Genomic DNA, 19540 nt, shown 5'->3' on the forward strand with positions numbered 1-19540 from the left:
ATGACGCCGGTGAAGGTGGGCCTGTGCGGCGCAAGCATGGCGCTGACGTCCTACACGCAACGCTTCCGGGTGCTGGAGGTGCAGCAGACGTTCTACGAGCCACCCCGCGAGGCGACGCTGCGACGGTGGCGGGCCACCGTTCCACCGGCGTTCGAGTTCACCATCAAGGCATGGCAGCTGATCACGCACGAGGCGAGAAGCTCCACGTACCGGCGGCTGCGCACACCGCTCACGGCCGAGGAACGCACCGAGGTCGGCGGTTTCCGGTGGACGCCCGTCGTCGCGCGGGCCTGGGACACCACGCTCAGCTGCGCCGCGATCCTGCAGGCGACCGCGATCCTGCTGCAATGCCCGGCGAGCTTCCGGCCGACCGAGCCCGCCATCGCGCGGTTACGCGAGTTCCTCACCCGAGCGCCCCGGCCGGCCGGGGTCCGGCTGCTGTGGGAGCCGCGCGGCCCGTGGCCCGACGAGGTGGTCCGGGATCTGTGCGAGGAACTGGACCTGACCCACGCCGCCGACCCGTTCCTGCGGCCCAGCCTGACCCCGATGGCCTACTACCGGCTGCACGGCATCACCGGCGCCCGCCACGTGTACACGGACGATGAGCTGGCCCAGCTCGCCAAGACGGTCGACGCCGGCCCGGCGTACGTGATGTTCAACAACCTGGCCCGCGCCGACGACGCCCGGCGGTTCAGCCAGCTGGTGAGCCGAGACGCGCGGAGCCGGTCGTGATCACGGTGGCTGCCCGGTGCGGGTCGCTATCTGGGGCAGCTTTGGCTCATTGCCAGTTCAAACCTTGCGGCACCGGACGCCAGATGCACCGTGGGCGCAGCGTCAGGCGGCGACGCCGACACGCCGGTAAGGCGGGCCCACGGCCACAGTTCGCTGCCCGCGTTCCAGGCGCCGTCGGCTCCGAGGGCCGCCCGGTGCGCCGGCGGTCGAGCAGTTCTCCTATGGTTGTCGCCGTGGACCATCAACCGTTCGAGCCCGAGCCGGGTTTCGTCGGGCTGGGGTTGCGGGTGGAACTGCTCCGTGCACTGACCAAGCTCGGCTATGAAGAACCGACACCGATCCAGCAGGAGGCGATCCCGCCGCTGCTGGCCGGCAACGACGTGCTGGGGCAGGCCGCCACCGGCACCGGAAAGACCGCCGCGTTCGCGCTTCCCCTGCTGCAGCGACTGGATCCCGACCGGCCGGACGCGGGACCGGCGGCGCTGGTTCTGGTGCCGACGCGGGAACTCGCCGAGCAGGTCTCGCAGGCCGTCCACCGGTACGGCCGCGACCTGGGTGTGCGGGTGCTGCCGGTGTACGGCGGTCAGCCGATCGGGCGGCAGTTGCAGGCGTTGCGCCGCGGCGTCGATGTCGTCGTCGGCACGCCGGGGCGGGTCCTCGACCACATCGATCGGGCGACCCTGCAGCTTTCAGGGGTGCGCACCGTCGTCCTCGACGAGGCCGACGAGATGCTCGACATGGGTTTCGCCGACGACATCGAGGCGATTCTCGCCGAAACCCCGGCGGACCGGCAGACGGTGCTCTTCTCGGCGACCATGCCCGCCCGGATCGACGGCATCGCCCGCCGCCACCTGCGCGACCCGGTCCGGATCACGATGGGCCGTCAAGGTGCCGCTCCGGGGGAAATACCGCTGGTCCGGCAGAGCGCCTACATCGTCGCCCGCGCGCACCGTGCGGCCGCTCTCAGCCGGGTCCTCGACGTGGAGGCGCCGTCCGCGGCGATCGTCTTCTGCCGCACCCGTGAAGAGGTCGACCAGGTCACGGAGACGCTGAACGGGCGCGGCTACCGGGCCGAAGCCCTGCACGGCGGGATCAGCCAGGATCAACGCGACCGGGTGATGGGTCGCCTGCGTGGCGGAAGCACCGAACTGCTCGTCGCGACCGACGTGGCGGCCCGGGGCCTCGACGTGGAACAGCTGACCCACGTCATCAACTTCAATGTGCCGACGGCGCCCGAGGCGTACGTGCACCGCATCGGCCGGGTCGGGCGGGCCGGCCGGGAAGGTTCCGCCATCACCCTGGCGGAACCGCGGGAGCAGCGGATGCTCAAGGCCATCGAGCGGCTCACCGGGCAGCGGATCACGCTGGAGAAGCTTCCGACCGTCACCGACCTGCGGGCACGGCGGCTGGAACTGACCCGCACCGCGTTGCAGACCAGCCTGGAAACCGACGACCTCGAACGGTTCCGGGTCGTACTCGACTCTTTGACCGACGAGTTCGATGTCGAGAACATCGCGCTCGCCGCGGTCAAGCTTCTGCACGAGGCGGCCGGCGGCGACGCCGACGACGAGGAGATCCCCTCGCCGGTGGCCCCGCAAGGCGGCCGCGACGCCCGCCCGGGCAACCGCAAATCCGGCCCGCCGGCCCGCTCCGGCGGGTCCGACTCGGCAGTGACGCGCCTGTTCTTCGGGATCGGCCGACGGGCCGGGCTTCGTCCGGAGGACCTGGTCGGTGCGATCGCCGGCGAGTCGGGGCTGAGCGCCCGCGAGATCGGCGCGATCCAGATCACCGACCGGTTCTCCCTGGTGGAGGTCCCCGAGTCGGCCGCTGACATGGTGATCGCGGCGGTGCAACGCAGCACCATCCGGGGCCGGCGGCCCACCGTGCGCCGCGAACGCTACGCCCGCTAGAACCTCGCATCGTCCGCGGCCGACGAACGCACCCGATCTTCAGCGCGGTGATCGGACTGGGCCTCAGCCGTCCGGGATAGAGCGGCGACGCGCCCACGGTCATGCAAGGCGCGCCGCCGGGTGGAGAGCCGCGCGGGTCGAGCGGGCTGACCGGGGCCGCCAACAAGAGCACCGGAGCGTATTCGCTCGGCATGCGGCAGCGGCTCGCGGCAGCCACGACGAGCTGTATCGGACGCTGACCTGTCCGATCACCACCGCTCAGCACTGCCGGTGCGGCACGACCGCGCTGGTCCTGCTCGGCCAGCCGGGTGCTGCGGGCCGCGCGGTGGCTGGTCGGCGTGGTCGTGGCGGCGATCGGTGGGCTCCTGGTGGACGACGGCGGCGTCCTCCGGTGCACGCCGGCGGGAGTCCGCTGATCGCGGGGCGCGGCATCGCGAACGCCACCCTGGTTCGCCGCCCCGCCCGGCTGTTCCCCGGCTGGGCGGGGCGGATGATCGCGGTCGGAGCCGGTTGGTGCTGCCCACCATGCTGGTGGTTTGGTCGACCGCACCGTGCGCCGTGACGCAACGTCTTGTCTTGTCCGCTCGGCAGTGCTCTGGCCGGTCGCGGATCCCGCGGCCGGGGAGTACGAGGTCAGCGCCCGCCCACCCAGCCGCCGGCAGGGGTGGCACCCGCAGAAGAGCTTCAGGCGGCCGTTCCCCCGGCATTTGCCACGATCGCGTCGACGATCTGGGGCCACGCGGCGCGGGGCAGGTCGTGGCCCATGCCGGGGATGATGAGCAGTTTCGCGCCGGGGACGGCGGCCGCGGTGGCCCGGCCGCCGCTGACGTCGACCAGCGGGTCGGCTTCGCCGTGGACGACCAGGGTCGGCACCGTCACCGCGCCGAGGGCGGCCGTGCGGTCGGGTGAGGCAACGATCGCGCCGTACTGCCGGGACGTGCCGGCCGGGTGGTAGGCGCGGTCGTATTTGGCGGCCGCCTTGCGGACGATCTCGTCTTCTGGCACGTCGAAGACGCCGAAGGCCCACGAGCCGATCGCCTTGGAGCCGGCCACCGCGCCCGCGATCGCGTCTTCGCGGCTGGTGGCGGGCGGGCGCATCAGCGCGGCCGCGGCCTCAGCGGTGGGGTGCCCGACCGTGCGGTCGCCGGTCGTCGACATGATCGAGCAGAGGCTGGCGACCAGGTCGGGGCGGTCGATGGCCAGCTGCTGGGCGATCATGCCGCCCATCGAGGCGCCGACCACGTGCGCCTGCTGGACGCCCAGTTCTTTGAGCAGCCCGGCGGTGTCGGCCGCCATGTCGCTCAACAGGTAGGGCACGGTCGCGAAGTCGCCGCCGAAGACGGCGCCGAGGTCGGGCAGCGGCAGGTCGTCGAGCCAGATGGAGAGGCCGATGTCACGGTTGTCGAAGCGGATCACGTGGAAACCGCGGCCGGCAAGGAGCCCGCAGAACTCGTCGGGCCAGTCGACCAGCTGCGCGCCCAGACCCATGATCAGTAGCAGGGCCGGGTCGGCGGGGTCGCCGAGCGTCTCGTAGCTGATCGTCATCCCGTTGGACCGCACCTCAGGCATGCAGCCCAACCTATCTCACCGGATCAGGCGCAGCGTCCGTCGCCCGGACAGGACGGCGACCAGCGCGAGTACCAGGAACATGACCAGCCCGGCGGCCAGCAGCACGAGCGGGTGCGGCGCGCCGGGCAGCGGCAGCGGCGGCGGATCGAGGCCGGCCAGGGGCAGTGCCCAGCCGGTCAGGAGCCAGCCGAGGCGGGCGATCAGCACGCCGGCCACCACGGCCACCGCGACCAGCACCGGGTAGGTCCACAGGATCGCCGTCCGCAGCGCCGCGCGGCTCAGTCCCTGCCCGCGCAGCGCCGACAGGTCTTCCACCCGGCGGGGCCGGTCGACCCCGGCCGAGAGGACCAGCGCGCCCGCCGCCAGCGCGGTCGCGAGCACGGCCACGATGACGTAGAACCAGAGGGCCAGGGCCGGCCCCTGGTCGTCGAGCTGGCGGCGCACCTGGGCCGCGGTCAGGTCGGAGGTGATCAGCAGCCCGGCCTTGGACAGCGCCTCCCGGACCGACACGGGGGCGTCGGAGGTCATCCAGACCTGCGAGACGCTCTGCCCGCCGTCGCTGGACACCTTGTCGAGGTAGTCGAGGTCGACCAGGGTCGCCGGGACCCCGATGCCGGGGACGGCCGGGATCTGGGCGACGTGACTGACCGCGACGTCATGGGCGTCGAGCCCGGACATCACCGGGCCACCGCCGGGCCCGGCGCTCGCCACCGGCACCGGCATCGGGGTGTCGGCGGGCTGCACGGCCATGCCTTCCGGGAGCCCGTTCAGCGAGGTCACGTCGATCAGCAGACCGTCGGGGGCCGGTGCGACGGTGCCGCCCTTGCCGGCCCGCCACCGGCCCGGCGCGGTGAGTGCGGCGGCCGGCACGCTGGTCATCGCGTGCAGGGTGAGCTTGCCCGCCACGTCGGACGAGCCCTCGCCGCCCTCGATCCGCATCGTGTTGAGGTAGCAGCCCGGCTCGCACTGGGGCAGTTCGTACGAGTAGGTGTGCCGGCCGTTCCGCATCACCCCGAGCCGCACCAGTTCGTCGCTGAGGTCGCCGATGGGCGAGACGATCGCGGTGACCGTGACCTCCTTGCCGTACCCGAAGCCCTCGGTGGTGAGGTCGAAGGTCAGGTCGGCGCCCTTGAGCAGCGGCGCCGGTGCGGCCGGCGGGCGCAGCAGCCGGGCCGCCCGGGTCACGCTCGGCCCGTCGGCCGGCCACTGGGCGACCGCGGCGAGGCGGGTGCTGTCGACCGCGAGCACCGGCGGGTGCTGCTTGTCGGCGGTGATCCGGACGACGCCCATCGCGTATTTTCCGCCCGGGTCAGCCGTGCGGACCGCGCCGAGCAGGGCCTGGCGGGACACCGGGGCGACGGTCAGCACCCGGTCGGCGCCGGTGCCGAGCCCGGCCTCCACGCCCCGCCCGCGGGCCGCCACGTCGACCGCGCCGGCGGCGTATCCGGCCACCGCGACCGTGGCCACGAGCAGCGCGAAGAGCCGGATCGCGCCCGGCCGCCGGGACAGCTGGAAGCCGGCCAGGCCGGACCCGAGACGGCCGGCGCGCAACGCCCGGCGGGCGATCACGGTCGCCCAGGGCAGCAGGAGGCGCCCGGCGACCAGCGCGGCGGCGACCACGACCAGGCCGGTGGCGAACGAGCCGACGCCGGTCAGTTCGCCGTCGGTCAGCATGAGCTGGACCACCGCGACGGCGGCCAGCAGCACCACCACGACTTCGGCGGCGATCGCGCGGCCGGTACGCGGGGCGAGAGGGATCCGGCGCAGCAGCTCGGTGACCGGGGTGGCGAGCTGGCGGCGTTCGGCGGCGAGCGCGGTGATCAGGGCGGCGCCGGCGGCGACCGGTGCCCAGCGCAGCGAGGCCAGTCCGGCGTCGGCGCCGACCCCGGGGAAGCGCCAGGCGGCGAAGAGGTTGACCACGAGCTGACCGGTCAGGCAGCCGGCGATCGAGCCGGCCAGGATGGCGACCAGGTTTTCGCCGGTCGCCAGCCACCAGCGCTGACCCCAGCGGGCGCCCCGCAGCGCGACCACGGCCAGTTCCGGCCGGCGGCCCTCGGTGCCGTAGCCGACGGCCAGGAAGATGGTCAGGCAGGTGAGCAGCACGAGGCAGACGGCCAGGACGGGGACGATCCGGTGGGCCGCGGTGCGGCCCTGGTCGATCCGGGCCATCAGCGTGGTGAGGCCGGAGGACAACTGCAGGCCGGGCCCGAGCTGCGCGGCGCTGGCCTGCAGCTGGGCCAGACCGGTGCGGATCGCGGGGAGCTTGTCGACCGCGAGGGCGCCCGGGCCGGCGTAGCCGTCCAGGGTGGACTCGATGCTGCCCTTGTCCATCGCGGCGAGCGAGGCGGAACCGGCGAACGCCGGCTCGTCACCGGCGGTGAAGTATTCGTGCGGACCCCAGAAGACGTCGTCGGGGTGCGCCACCCGGTAGATGCCGGCGACGAGGAACTGCTTGGGGTCGCCGGCCGGAACGTAGGCGGGCGGCGGGCCGCTGGCGTGGGTGGCGTAGGTCAGCGTCACCGAGTCGCCGGGCTTGAGGTGGAACTTCTTGGCCATCTGCGCGCCGAGGATGACGTCGCCCTCGCCGGCCAGGCAGCGCCCGGCGACGATCGTCAGGTGCTCGCAGACGCGCTGCCGGTAGACGAAACGGGTGCGGTTCTGATCATCGGGGTCGATGCCGACGGTCGAGAATTCGACGGCGTAGACGTATTGGAACCCGGGCAGGTCGGTCAGGGCGCCGCCGGTGGTCGGGAGGTTGACGTCCGAGGTCGGCGCGCCGGGCGCGTCGTGCCGGTGGTCGATTTGCGCGGAGAGGATCTCGAGGCTGAGCTCGGCGGGCTGGGCGTTGGCGACCTGGCCGGCGGCGACCGCGCGGTCGGCGGCCCGCAGGAACGCCGGCGCGGCGACCGCGGCGGTCACCCCGAAGAGCGCCAGCAGGGCGAGCACGGCGGCCTGGCCGCGGCGGTTCCAGACCATGGTGAGAACGAGCGCGATCATCGGGCGGTCCCCCGCATTTGGTGCACGAGCGGGCGGACGGAGACGACGGCGACGACGGCGAGCGCGACCGCGGCCACGGCGGCGGCCAGGCCGAGCGCGCCCGGTCCGAGGGGGTCGGGCGGCGGGATCAGCCGCCAGTGGTCCGCGAACGGCGGTGCGGTCACCGCGGCGATCGGACGGGCCAGGACGGCGGCCAGCAGACCGGCCAGGACACCGGCCGCGACGAGCGCGGCCACCCCGGCGTACGCGGAGGTGACCGCAACCCGCCGCGACAGTCCCTGGACGCGCAGCGCCCGCAGCTGGTCGGCCTGCGGCTCCCGCTCGACGATCGCCACCACCGCGACCATGGTGGCCGCGACCAGCACCGCCAGCAGCACGGTGAACAGCTCGAACGGCGCACCGATGACGTCGGCCTGGGCAGCCCAGCGCGCGGCCTGGGCGGCCGTGGTGCGGTCGCCGACCACGGTCAGCCCGTGCTGCTGGAGCGCGTCGACGACGCCGGGCGGCGCGTCGGCCGCGAGCCAGACCTGGGCGTTGCCACCGAGCTGGGCGTCGGCCGCGACCCGGCGCATCGCGTCGAGGTCGACCAGGATGCCGCTGTCGCCGAGCGCGGGCAGGAGCCGCGGCTGGCCGGCGATCCGGACCGGCACGCTCTGGCCGCCGAACCGGGTGGTCGAGGCGTCCTCGAACCGCCAGTCGGAGACCGGTTCGCCGGCCAGCACGATCGGCATCGGCAGCGGGGTGTCGACCGGATAGATCTTGGTGCCGGAGACCTGGGCCGACTGGTCGGAGACGACCGCCCGCAGGACCAGGCCCTGCGGGGTCGCCCGGATCCGCAGGGCCAGGCCGCTGAAGTCGCCGCGCCAGCGGCTGACGTCGCCCAGCGTCGGGCCGTCGAGGACGGTCGCGGCCGGCCCCGACTGGCTGAGCGACTCGATGGTGAGCGCGGCGGGTACCGGGTTGCCGTTGGTGTCGGTGGTGGTGAACAGTTCGAAGCTGACCAGGCGGCAGCCCGGAGCGGTGGTGCAGCCCTTCAGCGGCAGCGTGAGGCTCTGCTCGCCGGTCATGATGTGCTGGAACTCGAGACGTGTGACCGCGCCGGTCGCCTCGTTCTGCACGGTGAGGCCGAGCAGCGACGGCTGGGTGCGGCCGCTGTTGACCTTCAGGGTCAGCGCGTTGCCGGTGATCGCGGGCAGCGGCTTGGGCGGCGGCAGGTCGCCCCGCCCCAGGGCGGTCACCGGCCCGTACTCGGGGCGCCAGATCGCGACCGACGCCAGCCGGGCGCTGTCGACCGCGAGCAGCGGCGGGTTGCTGTTGCCGTCGAGCAGCGCGGCCATCGCGTAGCGGCCGGACGGATCGGCCTGCCGGACCGCGTTCTCCAGGGCGGTCGCGGTGGTCGGCCGGACGTCGAGCACGCGGGGCGCGCCGAGCTGCTGCTGAGCCCGATCGGTGCGTTCGGTGCGCCCGGCCGACAGCCCGCCGGCCGCGATCGCGACCATCGCCACCGCGACGGTGACCAGGGCGAACGCGCGATCGGTGCCGGGCTGGCGGGAGATCTGCACCGCGGTCAGGCCGAACCGCAGCCGCCCGGCCCGCACGGCGGCGCCGCCCGCCCGGTCGGCGGTCCAGCGCAGCAGCCGGGCCAGCACCAGGCCGATGGCCAGCGCGACCAGGGCCGGGGCGAGCACGCCGAGACCGCTGTCCGGGCCGCCGGTGCGGGCCTGGTAGACCGCTCCCCCGGCCAGCGCCACGAACGCCAGGTCGACGACGCCGGAACGCCAGTCGCGGCGAGCCGACGGTACCCGGCGCAGCAGCGCGACGACCGGCGCCCGCTGGGCGATCGCGTCGGCCGCGACCAGGGCGGCCAGCGCGCCGAGCACGACCAGGGCGGCGGCGCCGACCGAGAACAGCAGGGCCGGCCACCACTCCGCGCGCACCGGCATGCGCCCGGCCACGATCCAGGCCCCGGCGGCGCCGAGCGGGATGCCGATCAGACCGGCGACCAGCAGCGGGATCAGGTGCTGGCCGGTGGCCAGCCGCAGGATGGCGCCGCGGGACGTGCCGCGGAGCTTGAGCAGGCCGGCGTCGGCCCGGCGGTCGCGACCGGTGAAGCGTCCGGCCAGCCCGATCGCGAACCAGCCCAGCACGATGAGCTGGCCGAGGGCGATCAGGACGTCCCGGAGAACTGTCGCGCGCTGAGCGCGTACGCGGTCGAAGAGCTTGCCGGTCGGATTGCCGAGGGAAAGCTGGGCGGCGGCGAAACGCGGCTCCGCCGCGTTGAGCACGCCGTTGAGGTCGTAGAGGTCGTCGCCGCGCAGCAGCGCCGCCGGTACCGGCAGGTCGTAGGAGAGCGTCGGCTGTTCCAGCACCGGGGTGCGGAAGGTGTCGAGAGTGGTGAACGCCGGGTCGAAGTCGCCGTGCGAGAGGAAGAGCTTGTCGGTCCAGTAGAGGCCCGCCGGGTCGGTGACGGTGTAGATCGCGGTGAGGCGCAGCGGCACCGAACCCGAGCCGGCGAACGGGTTGACCGCGATGCGGTCGCCCGGCTTGAGTTTGGTGCGCTGGGCGACGTCGGCGCTGATCGCGGCCTCTCCGGCGGCGGCCGGGCAGGAGCCGGTCAGGCGCACGTGTGCGCAGAAGTCGTCGCGGTAGGCCAGCGGGAGACCGGTGCTGACGCCGGCGGCGTCCCGGCCCGACTGGGTGTACGTCGTGTCGGCCACGAGACCGGTCAGCGGCACCGCGCCGGGGAGCGTGAGCAGCCCCTGGATGCGGGTGCCGAACGCGTCGAGCCCGGCTCGCGGGTCGCCCGCGGTGCCGGCCTCCTGCTGCACCGAGACCACGCGCTCGGACGCCGGCGCCGCGTCGACCACGGCACCCGCCGCCCGCGACGCGATCGCGAACCCGTACCAGCATCCGGCGACCGCGGCCGTGGTCAGGATCGCGGCCAGCACCGCCACCAGCACGGCCTGCCCGGTGCGCCGGCGGACCGCGCCGAAGCTCACGTAGTACATCTGCCCCCGTCCCGTGCCCGAACCATGAGACAGCCTGTCGCGACCCGCCCCGCAAAGGCGACCCCGTTGCGAGACCGTTATCCGAGACGGGCCGCTCGCATGGTCAGGTAGCGCCGTTCCGGAAGGCTGGTCGTCGCGGCCGCGGCTGCCCGGTAGGCCTCGATCGCCGCCGCCGTCTCCCCGGCCCGTTCCAGCAGGTGCGCGCGCACGGCGTCCCGGCGATGCCCGCCCGCGGCCCGTTCCCCCAGGTCGTCGAGCAACTTCAGGCCGGCCCGCGGACCGTCCACCATGGCCAGCGCGACGACCCGGTTGAGCGCCACTACCGGGCTGCCGGTCATGCGCTCCAGGAGTTCGTAGAGCGCATGGATCTGCCGCCAGTCGGTCTCGGCGGCGGTCCGGGCCCGGTCGTGCAGGGCGGCGATCGCCGCCTGGAGCTGGTATTCGCCGACGGCGCCACGTTGCACGGCGGCGTCGATCAGGGCGGTTCCCTCGGCGATCAGGTCACGGTCCCAGAGCGTACGGTCCTGCTCGTCGAGCGGGATCAGATCGCCGCCGGCGTCGGCGCGGGCCGGCCGGCGCGCGTCCGTGAGCAGCATGAGCGCCAGCAGGCCGGCCGCCTCCGCGTCGCCGGGCAGCAGCCGGTGGACGAGGCGGGCGAGCCGGATCGCCTCGGTGCAGAGTTCGACCCGGTTGAGGGTGGGTCCGGTGCTCGACGCGTACCCCTCGTTGAAGAGCAGGTAGAGCACGTGCAGCACGGAAGGCACCCGGTCCTCCGACGGGCGCCCGAAGGGCCGGCCGGAGTCCTTGATCTTCTGTTTGGCCCGGCTGATCCGCTGGCCCATGGAGGCCTCGGGCACGCCGAACGCGGCCGCTACCTCGGCCGTGGTCAGGCCACCGACCGCCCGCAGCGTCAGCGCGATCGCCGACGCCGGGGTCAGCGCGGGATGGCAGCACAGGAACAGCACCGCCAGGGTGTCGTCGGTCCCGGACGCCTCCGCCGGCACCTCGAGCCGGAAGACCGTCTCCTCGCGACGCCGCCGGGCGGCGTCGCCGCGGGCCTGATCGATGAACTTGCGGTAGGCGGCCTGCAACAGCCAGGCGCGGGGATTTTCCGGTACGCCCTCCCGCGGCCAGTGCAGCGCGGCGGCCAGCAGCGCCTCCTGCACCGCGTCCTCGGCCGCCGGGAAGTCACCGGTCCGCCGGGCGAGCGCGCCGAGCACCGGCGCGGCGCACTCGCGCAGCAGGTCAGCGATCACTCGCCGGCCATCAGCCGGTCGAAGTCGGCGGCCTCCATGACCCGGCGCACGTGGATCGGTTGCTGCAGCGGCACCCCGCCCGGGCCGGGCACGGCCGACACGCGGGCCGCGATCTCGAGCGCGCGGGCCTCCGAGTCGACCACCACGGTCTGGAAACCGGCCAGCATCTCCTTGAACTCGGCGTACGGGCCGTCGGTGACCACCGGGGCGGTGCGGCCGTCGGCGGTGACCACCTTCGCGTACTCCAGGCCGGTGAGCGCCTCGCCGCCGACCAGTTCGCCGCTCGCGGTGAGCTCCGCGTTGAGGGCGTCGTAGTAGTCCATGTGTGCCTTGATCTCCGCCGGCTTCCACTTCTCCATCGGGGTGTCGATGACGCCGGGCTGGTAGTCGACGATCAGCAGGTAACGCGGCATGAGAGACATTTTCCTTCCATGGTCAGGTGTTCCTCTACCCGATAGACGGCACGGCCCGCAGGTTTTCGACATGCCCTGCGGGTTAAGTTGTTGACCATGAGCGTGCGCTTCGGAGTCTTTGTCCCACAGGGCTGGAAGATGGACCTGGTCGAGATCGCCGATCCGGTCGAGCAGTACGAGGCGATGACCGCGGTGGCCAAGGCCGCGGACGCCGGCCCGTGGGACTCGATCTGGCTTTACGACCACTTCCACACCGTGCCCGAGCCGACCATGAACACGACCTTCGAGTGCTGGACCGCCACCGCGACCCTGGCGCGTGACACCCAGCGGATCAACATCGGCCAGATGGTCGGCTGCAACGGCTACCGGCAGCCCTCGCTGTACGCCAAGATCGCGTCGACGGTCGACGTGGCCAGCCACGGCCGGCTCTACGCGGGCATCGGCGCCGGGTGGTACGAGCACGAGTGGAAGGCGTACGGCTACCGCTGGACCGACGTGCCCGAGCGGATGGCCGAGTTCAAGGAGGCGGTCCAGATCATCAAGAAGATGTGGACCGAGGACGAGCCGGTCTTCCAGGGCAAGCACTACTCGATCGACAAGCCGATCAACGAGCCGAAGGGCGTCCGGCAGCCGCACCCGTCGTTCTGGATCGGCGGCGGCGGCGAGAAGGTCACCCTCAAGCTGGTCGCGCAGTACGCCGACGCGGCCAACATCGGCGGCGGCGACCCGGAACTGCTCGCCCGCAAGTGCGCGGTGCTGCGCGAGCACTGCGACAAGCTGGGCCGCGACTACGACAGCATCATCAAGTCGACGAACATCGACCTCGACCTGGCGGCCTCCTCGGCCGACAACATCGGCCGGGTCGAGAAGCTGATCGAGGCCGGTGCCGACTACGTCAACTTCTACATCCCGCGGGTCGCCTACGACCACGACCCGATGCTGAAGCTGGCCGCGGAGGTCCTGCCCCAGTTCAGCTAGCCCGGTTCAGCTAGCCCGGTTCAGCTAGCCCGGTTCAGCTAGCCCGGTTCAGCTAGCTCCAGTTCAGCTGGGCAGCACGACGGTGAAGCAGGTGCCGCCGCCCGGAGCCGGGGCGGCGGCGATGCTGCCGCCGTGCGCCTCGACGATCGCCTTGGTGATGGCCAGGCCCAGCCCGGTGCCCTTGATGCCCTGCTGCACGGCGTTGCTCGCGCGGAAGAACCGCTCGAACAGCTGCGGGTACTGGTCGGCCGGGATGCCGATGCCGTTGTCCGAGACGATCACCACGGTGGTCTCGGGACGCGGTCCGGCGGCGGCTTCCACGCGTACGGCACCCCCGTCCGGCGTGTACTTGATGGCGTTCGCGAGCAGGTTGTCGAGCACCTGCCGGAGGCGTACGGGATCGGCGTGCACCTCGAGGTGCCGGGGTGCCCCGACCGTGACCGTGACCGACTTCGCGGCCGCCGCCGGCTGCTGGGCCTCGACGACCTCCCGGATCAGCCGGGTCGCCGAGATCGGCTTCGGGTCGAGATGGAGCTGCCCGGTCTCGAGTTTCGCCGCGTCGAGCAGATCGTCGACCAGGTGCTGCATGTGGCCGCTGCGCCGGTCGATCACCTCGGTCAGGTGCCGCTGGTCGGCGGTCAGCCCGGGGTCCTCGAGCAGGGTCTCGGCGTAGCTGCGGATCGCCGCGAGCGGGTTGCGCAGCTCGTGGCTGACCAGCGCGACCACCTCGTCCTTGAGCCGGTCGAGCCGGCGCAGCTGGCGGTTCTGGGCCTGCTGGTCGGCGAGCAACTGGTCCTGCTGCTCGGCCAGCCGGCGGCGCTCGGTGACGTTGGTGCTGATCCCGTCGATGAGCAGCCGGTCCCGGTCCCGGCGGGGCACCGCCCGGGTCCAGACCCAGCGGACGTCGCCGTCCGGGGCGACGACCCGAAGCTCGTACTCGGCCGGTTCGCCGTTCAGGACACGGGCGCAGAAGCCGTCGAAGATCGGCCGGTCGTCGGGGTGCACGCGGCGCTGCACGGCGGCGACCACGTCGCCCTCGATGCCGAGTGCGGTCTCGCCGAACACTCCGCTGGCGTCGGGGCTGGCGAAGCGGGACACGACCGAGCCGCCGGGCAGCGCCTCGACCGTCCACACATAGTCCTTGACCTGGGCGATCACCCGGTCGAAGTCACGCCGGGCGGCGGTCAGGGCGAGCGCCAGCTGCTCGGCCCGGCGGCGCTCGATGTGGCGTCCGAGGTGGGCGCAGACGCCGTCGAGGGCGCCGATCAGCTCCTCGTCCGGCTCGTCGGCCGAGGCCGAGAAGAACAGCAGCACGCCGAGGATGCGGTTGTCCGAGCGCACCGGCACCCCGATCGCGGTGTGCAGGCCGGCCGCACGCACCTGCTCCTCGCGCACCGCGATGCGCGGATCGTCGGCCACCTCGGTCGCCCACAGCTCGCTCTCGGCGGCCCAGATGTTGCCGGCCAGGCCCTCCCCGCGGTGCAGGGTGAACGGCCGGTCCCCGGTGACCGCGCTCAGGTCCAGGGCCGGGTCGCACCAGTGGCCGACCCGCGAGATCGTGCCGGCCGGGTCGTCGACCTGCCAGAACTCGCCGAACGCCCAGCCCATCGCCCGGGCCACGGCCTCGGTGGTGCCGTCGGCCGCCTGCTCGGCGGTGGTGGCGTCGGCCAGCACCCGGGCCACGCCGAGCTGCAGCTCGCGCACCACCTCGGCGCGGTGCTGGCGGGCCAGGGCGCGCTCGCTCAGGCGGGCGGCGGCGCGCAGCTCGATCTCGTTACCGGCCGCCGCGGCCAGGTCCTCGATCAGCAGCAGCTCGCGCGGCTCCCACTCGCGCGGCCGGCGGTCGAGCACACAGAACGCCCCCAGCACGTGACCGTCGAGGCTGCGGAGCGGGAACCCGGCGTACGCGATCACGCCGTCCCCGATCGCCGGGTGCTCGCCGATCCGCTCGTCGGTGCGCGCGTCGCCGATCAGCAGCGGCGCGTCGGCGTCCAGGACCAGGCGGCAGAAGGTGTGCGCGGGCACCGGGCCGGCCGAGCCGGCGACCACCCGGCGGTCGGCGTCGAGCAGCGAGATCAGGGCCCACTCGGCGCGCAGCTGGTGTGCGGCGGCGCGGGCCAGGCGGTCGAGCGACGCGTACGGCGCGCCGCCGAGCATGCCGGTCTCCCGCAGACGACGCAGGCGCACGGCGTCGGAGAGCCGGCCGTCGGCATCGGTCCCCGCGTGTGTCCAGGCCACTCCAGGCAGTTCGGCCGAGTACGCCGGCGGCTGAGCCGGATGACGGAAGTCGTGGGTCGGGGGGCTTGTCAGCAACGGAATCAGTGCAAAGATGGGGCCTCTAGTGACCTTTCCTGCGTCTGGAGCCCCCGGTGCCTGACAACAAGACCGTGCTGCACAACTTCATCGGCGGCGCCACGGCCGCGCCCGCCGAGGGTCGTTACGAAGATCTGATCGACCCGGCCACCGGCGAGGTGTTCGCGGCAGCGCCCGTCTCCGGCAAGCCCGACGTCGACCGCGCGATGGAGGCGGCCGCGACCGCGTTCGAGTCGTGGCGCAACACCACGCCGAGCGAGCGGCAGCAGGCCCTGCTCAAGTTCGCCGGCGCCGTCGAGGCGAAGACCGACGAGCTCGTGCGGGCCGAGTCGCAGAACACGGGCAAGCCGATCGGCCTGACCACCAGCGAGGAACTGCCGCCGGCGATCGACCAGATCCGCTTCTTCGCCGGCGCCGCCCGGCTGCTCGAGGGCCGCTCGGCGGGTCAATACCTGGCCGGCTTCGAGAGTTACGTCCGGCGCGAGCCGATCGGCGTGTGCGCGCAGGTGACGCCGTGGAACTACCCGTTGATGATGGCGATCTGGAAGCTCGCGCCCGCGATCGCGGCCGGCAACACGGTCGTGCTCAAGCCGTCCGACACCACCCCGGTCTCGACGGTGATGCTGGCCGAGATCGCGGCCGAGTTCCTGCCCCCGGGCGTGCTCAACGTGATCGTCGGCGACCGCGACACGGGCCGGGCCCTGGTCAGCCACCCGACCCCGCAGCAGGTGTCGATCACCGGGTCGGTGCGGGCCGGCATGGAGGTCGCCACCGCCGCTGCCGCCGATCTCAAGCGCACCCACCTCGAGCTGGGCGGCAAGGCCCCGGTCGTGGTCTTCGACGACGCCGACGTCGAGGCCGCCGCGTCCGCGATCGCCGAGGCGGGCTACTTCAACGCCGGTCAGGACTGCACCGCCGCGACCCGCGTGCTGGCCAGCCCGGGCGTGCATGACGACTTCGTGGCCGCGCTGGCCGAGGCGGCCAAGGGCACCCGCACCGGCGCCCCCGACGACGAGGACGCGTTCTACGGCCCGCTCAACAACGCCAACCAGCTGTCCCGGGTCGGCGGCTTCGTCGACCGGCTGCCCGACCACGCGGTGTTGAACGCCGGCGGAAACAGGGTCGGCGACCGGGGCTACTTCTACGCCCCGACGGTCGTCTCCGGACTGCGGCAGCAGGACGAGCTGATCCAGGACGAGGTCTTCGGCCCGATGATCACCGTGCAGCGGTTCACCGACGAGGACGAGGCGGTCCGCTGGGCCAACGGCGTGCAGTACGGTCTGGCGTCCTCGGTCTGGACGAAGGACCACGGCCGGGCGATGCGGATGACGCAGCGCCTCGACTTCGGCTGCGTCTGGGTCAACTGCCACATCCCGCTGGTCGCCGAGATGCCGCACGGCGGGTTCAAGCACTCCGGGCACGGCAAGGACCTGTCGGTGTACGGCCTGGAGGACTACACCCGCATCAAGCACGTCATGCACTCGCTGGGCTGATTTCCGCGCGCCGGCTAACGAGAGGGGCCCGGGACATGGCGGTGGCCCGGACCTCTCCCTGCCCCTTGCGAATAAAGCCCCCTGGTGCACGCGGAAACCGTGCCATAGCAGGGTCCCGACGAGTGAAACACTTGTCAAGGCCGGACAACTCTGCGATAAACGCAGGCGTGAACGAGGCCCTGGACGACGTCAACAAGCAGATCATCGAGCACCTGCAGCGCGACGGCCGCATGTCGTACGCGACGCTGGCCAAGACTATCGGGCTTTCCGAGGCCGCCGTGCGGCAGCGGGTGCAGCGGCTGCTCGACGGTGGCCTGATGCAGATCGTCGCGGTGACCGATCCGCTGACGCTGGGCTTCGCCCGGCAGGCGATGGTCGGCCTCAAGGTCAACGGCGATCTGCGCAAGATCGCCGACAAGATCGCGGCGATCCCCGAGGTCGACTACGTGGTGGTGTGCGCGGGCGGGTTCGACCTGCTGGTCGAACTGGTCTGCACCGACGACGAGCACCTGCTCGACCTGCTCAACGACAAGGTGCGTGCGGTCGAGGGCGTCACGTTCACCGAGACCTTCATGTACCTGAAACTGGCGAAACAGAGCTACGCGTGGGGAACCCGATGACCGCACCGTCCTTCTGGCTCGACTCCCTGGGCCCGGTGAAAAAGCGGGCGCCGCTGGGCGGCGACCTGACCGTCGACGTCGCGATCGCGGGCGGCGGCTACACCGGCTTGTGGACGGCCTACTACCTGGCGGTCGCCGACCCGGCCTTGAAAATCGCGGTGATCGAGGCCGAGTACGCCGGTTTCGGTGCCTCCGGGCGCAACGGCGGCTGGGCCTCCGGCCTCTTCCCGGTGCCCGAGTCCAAGCTGGCCCGGCGCTTCGGCGCGGCCCGGGCGACCGCGATGCACGCGGCGCTGGCCGACGCGGTCGACGAGGTGGGACGCCGCGCCGCGGCGGAGGGCATCGACTGCGACTACGCCAAGGGCGGCACCATCACGCTGGCCCGCTCGGCGGTGCAGCTTCGCCGTATCACCGGCGAGGAGGGCTTCGTCGACGCGGATACCGCGCGGTCCATCTGCGGTGCGAGCGACGTGCTCGGCGGCGTCTACCACCCCGACTGCGCCGCGATCCACCCCGCCAAGCTGGTGCGCGGGCTGGCCGACGCGGTCGAGCGGCTCGGCGTGCAGGTCTTCGAGGACACCCGGGTGCTGCGGCTCAGCCGCGGCAGCGTCGTCACCGACCACGGCACGGTCCGGGCGCCGACCGTCGTGCGGGCGCTCGAGGGCTACACCGCCCGGCTCGACGGCCATCGGCGCGCGCTGGCCCCGGTCTACTCGCTGATGATCGCCACCGAGCCGCTGCCCGCCTCGGCCTGGGAACGGATCGGCCTGGCCCGCCGGGAGACGTTCAGCGACGAACGGCACATGATCATCTATGGCCAGCGGACCGCGGACGACCGCCTGGCGTTCGGCGGGCGCGGGGCGCCCTATCACTTCGGCTCGCGCATCGAGCCCGGCTTCGACCGGGTGCCGGCCGTCTTCGACAGCCTTCGCCACACGTTGACCGAGATGTTCGGCATCGATCCCCCGATCGCCTACCGGTGGGGTGGCCCGCTGGGCATCCCGCGCGACTGGATGCCGAGCGTCGGCCTCGCCGACGGCTTCGGCTGGGCGGGCGGCTATGTCGGCGACGGCGTCGCGGCGGCCAACCTGGCCGGGCGTACGCTGGCCGATCTGATCCGTGGTGAGCAGACCGAACGCACGACGCTGCCGTGGGTCGGGCACCGTTCGCGCCGGTGGGAGCCGGAGCCGATCCGCTGGCTCGGCATCAACGCGGCGCTGCGCGCGACCACGCTGCGCGACGCCTGGGAGAAGCGTGCCGGGTGACATCGTGGTCGCCGCGCTCGGCGGCACCATCGCGTCGGCGCGGCCGTCCGCCGGTGGCGTCGCGCCGAGTCTCACCGCTCAGGACCTGATCGACGCGGTGCCCGGGCTGCCGTCGAATGTCGAGGCGCTGAGCTTCCGCAGTCTGCCCGGTTCGTCGGTCACGGTGCCCGACCTGATGGCGCTGCACCGGCTGCTGTCGGAACGGTTCGCCGCCGGGGCGGCCGGGGCCGTGGTCACTCAGGGCACGGACACGATCGAGGAGTCCGCGTACGCCCTCGACCTGGTCCACCGCGGACCGCAACCGATCGTCGTGACCGGTGCCATGCGCAACCCGATGCTTGCCGGGCCGGACGGCCCGGCCAACCTGCTCGGCGCGGTGACCGTCGCGGGCTCGCTGTCCGATGTGGGCTGTGTCGTGGTCTTCGCCGACGAGATCCACCCGGCGGCGCGGGTGCGGAAGACCCATTCCACAGGCATCGCAACGTTCGTGTCGGTCGATGGCGGCCCGCTCGGATATCTGGTCGAGGGTGCCCCCGTCGTGGTGAATCCGAGGGCGTCCCGGCACACGCTGCCGCGGCCCTCCGCTCTGCCGAACGTGGGCATCTATCCGGCTTCGCTGGGCGATGACGGATCGGCGCTCGCCGCCATGGCCACCGTTCTGGACGGCGTGGTGATCGCCGGGTTCGGGGTCGGACATGTGCCGTCGGGCTGGACCCCACTGATCGACTCGCTGTGCGCGCGGATGCCGGTGGTGCTCGCGACCCGCACCGGATCGGGCCCGGTGCTCCACAGGACCTACGGTTACCCGGGATCGGAATCCGATCTGCAGCGGCGCGGTGCCGTCCCGGCCGGCTTCCTGCACCCCTACAAGGCGCGGCTGCTGCTGCAGTTCGCGCTCGCGGCCGGCGCATCTTCGGCACAGATCCGGGCCGCCTTCGGGGTGGCCGGGCAGGTAAGCTCCACTGAGCGGTGGCCGTTCTTATAGG

The 19540-nt window shown here is 72.8% G+C and carries 13 protein-coding genes; 7 read left to right on the forward strand and 6 right to left on the reverse strand.

Going from position 1 to position 19540, the window contains the following annotated elements; all coding sequences use genetic code 11:
• Both ACIA5C_RS44050 and ACIA5C_RS44055 read left to right on the forward strand, forming a co-directional pair.
• Positions 1 to 732, forward strand: coding sequence for a DUF72 domain-containing protein (locus ACIA5C_RS44050; protein ID WP_396066382.1), 732 nt, complete (start codon positions 1 to 3; stop codon positions 730 to 732).
• Between the two features lie 221 nt (positions 733 to 953).
• Positions 954 to 2642 (forward strand): DEAD/DEAH box helicase, encoded by a 1689-nt coding sequence (locus ACIA5C_RS44055; protein WP_396066384.1) that lies wholly within the window; start codon positions 954 to 956, stop codon positions 2640 to 2642.
• 684 nt (positions 2643 to 3326) lie between these two features.
• Here the strand turns inward: ACIA5C_RS44055 and ACIA5C_RS44060 are convergent.
• From ACIA5C_RS44060 to ACIA5C_RS44080, 5 genes are all read right to left on the reverse strand, one after another.
• Positions 3327 to 4211, reverse strand: coding sequence for an alpha/beta fold hydrolase (locus tag ACIA5C_RS44060; protein WP_396066386.1), 885 nt, complete (start codon positions 4209 to 4211; stop codon positions 3327 to 3329).
• A gap of 15 nt (positions 4212 to 4226) precedes the next feature.
• Entirely contained in the window at positions 4227 to 7208 is a 2982-nt protein-coding gene (locus tag ACIA5C_RS44065; RefSeq protein ID WP_396066388.1) for an FtsX-like permease family protein, read from the reverse strand.
• The gene (locus ACIA5C_RS44070) at positions 7205 to 10216 is read right to left on the reverse strand and encodes an FtsX-like permease family protein (RefSeq protein WP_396066390.1); all 3012 of its coding nucleotides are present in this window, start codon (positions 10214 to 10216) and stop codon (positions 7205 to 7207) included. Before ACIA5C_RS44070 ends, ACIA5C_RS44065 begins: the two co-directional genes overlap by 4 nt.
• Positions 10217 to 10293: 77 nt before the next feature.
• Positions 10294 to 11472, reverse strand: a complete 1179-nt coding sequence (locus ACIA5C_RS44075; protein ID WP_396066392.1) for an RNA polymerase sigma factor — start codon at positions 11470 to 11472, stop codon at positions 10294 to 10296.
• Positions 11469 to 11885: a YciI family protein gene (locus tag ACIA5C_RS44080; protein WP_396066394.1), complete on the reverse strand. Its 417-nt coding sequence runs from the start codon at positions 11883 to 11885 to the stop codon at positions 11469 to 11471. The genes ACIA5C_RS44075 and ACIA5C_RS44080 overlap by 4 nt, the downstream gene beginning before the upstream one ends.
• Before the next feature lie 96 nt (positions 11886 to 11981).
• Between ACIA5C_RS44080 and ACIA5C_RS44085 the strand changes: the two genes are divergently transcribed.
• The gene (locus ACIA5C_RS44085; protein ID WP_396066396.1) at positions 11982 to 12863 is read left to right on the forward strand and encodes a TIGR03560 family F420-dependent LLM class oxidoreductase; all 882 of its coding nucleotides are present in this window, start codon (positions 11982 to 11984) and stop codon (positions 12861 to 12863) included.
• A gap of 63 nt (positions 12864 to 12926) precedes the next feature.
• On the opposite strand, the gene ACIA5C_RS44090 is transcribed toward ACIA5C_RS44085, so the two are convergent.
• Positions 12927 to 15176, reverse strand: coding sequence for an ATP-binding protein (locus ACIA5C_RS44090; RefSeq protein ID WP_396066398.1), 2250 nt, complete (start codon positions 15174 to 15176; stop codon positions 12927 to 12929).
• A gap of 56 nt (positions 15177 to 15232) precedes the next feature.
• Here ACIA5C_RS44090 and ACIA5C_RS44095 point away from each other — a divergent pair, with 56 nt between their 5' ends.
• From ACIA5C_RS44095 to ACIA5C_RS44110, 4 genes are all read left to right on the forward strand, one after another.
• Positions 15233 to 16669: a gamma-aminobutyraldehyde dehydrogenase gene (locus tag ACIA5C_RS44095; protein ID WP_396066400.1), complete on the forward strand. Its 1437-nt coding sequence runs from the start codon at positions 15233 to 15235 to the stop codon at positions 16667 to 16669.
• A gap of 167 nt (positions 16670 to 16836) precedes the next feature.
• Positions 16837 to 17289: an Lrp/AsnC family transcriptional regulator gene (locus ACIA5C_RS44100; protein WP_396066402.1), complete on the forward strand. Its 453-nt coding sequence runs from the start codon at positions 16837 to 16839 to the stop codon at positions 17287 to 17289.
• Positions 17286 to 18554: an NAD(P)/FAD-dependent oxidoreductase gene (locus ACIA5C_RS44105; RefSeq protein ID WP_396066404.1), complete on the forward strand. Its 1269-nt coding sequence runs from the start codon at positions 17286 to 17288 to the stop codon at positions 18552 to 18554. Before ACIA5C_RS44100 ends, ACIA5C_RS44105 begins: the two co-directional genes overlap by 4 nt.
• The gene (locus tag ACIA5C_RS44110; RefSeq protein ID WP_396066406.1) at positions 18544 to 19539 is read left to right on the forward strand and encodes an asparaginase; all 996 of its coding nucleotides are present in this window, start codon (positions 18544 to 18546) and stop codon (positions 19537 to 19539) included. The genes ACIA5C_RS44105 and ACIA5C_RS44110 overlap by 11 nt, the downstream gene beginning before the upstream one ends.
• Position 19540: the final 1 nt, after the last annotated feature.

Source organism: Actinoplanes sp. NPDC051343 (assembly GCF_044455125.1).
Taxonomy (GTDB): Bacteria; Actinomycetota; Actinomycetes; order Mycobacteriales; family Micromonosporaceae; genus Actinoplanes.

Excerpts from the sequence above, each read along its gene's own strand:
- ACIA5C_RS44070 (WP_396066390.1), bottom strand. The coding sequence starts at position 10,216 with ATGTACTACGTGAGCTTCGGCGCGGTCCGCCGGCGCACCGGGCAGGCC.
- ACIA5C_RS44050 (WP_396066382.1), top strand. The coding sequence starts at position 1 with ATGACGCCGGTGAAGGTGGGCCTGTGCGGCGCAAGCATGGCGCTGACG.
- ACIA5C_RS44085 (WP_396066396.1), top strand. The coding sequence starts at position 11,982 with ATGAGCGTGCGCTTCGGAGTCTTTGTCCCACAGGGCTGGAAGATGGAC.
- ACIA5C_RS44055 (WP_396066384.1), top strand. The coding sequence starts at position 954 with ATGGTTGTCGCCGTGGACCATCAACCGTTCGAGCCCGAGCCGGGTTTC.
- ACIA5C_RS44065 (WP_396066388.1), bottom strand. The coding sequence starts at position 7,208 with ATGATCGCGCTCGTTCTCACCATGGTCTGGAACCGCCGCGGCCAGGCC.
- ACIA5C_RS44060 (WP_396066386.1), bottom strand. The coding sequence starts at position 4,211 with ATGCCTGAGGTGCGGTCCAACGGGATGACGATCAGCTACGAGACGCTC.
- ACIA5C_RS44105 (WP_396066404.1), top strand. The coding sequence starts at position 17,286 with ATGACCGCACCGTCCTTCTGGCTCGACTCCCTGGGCCCGGTGAAAAAG.
- ACIA5C_RS44080 (WP_396066394.1), bottom strand. The coding sequence starts at position 11,885 with ATGCCGCGTTACCTGCTGATCGTCGACTACCAGCCCGGCGTCATCGAC.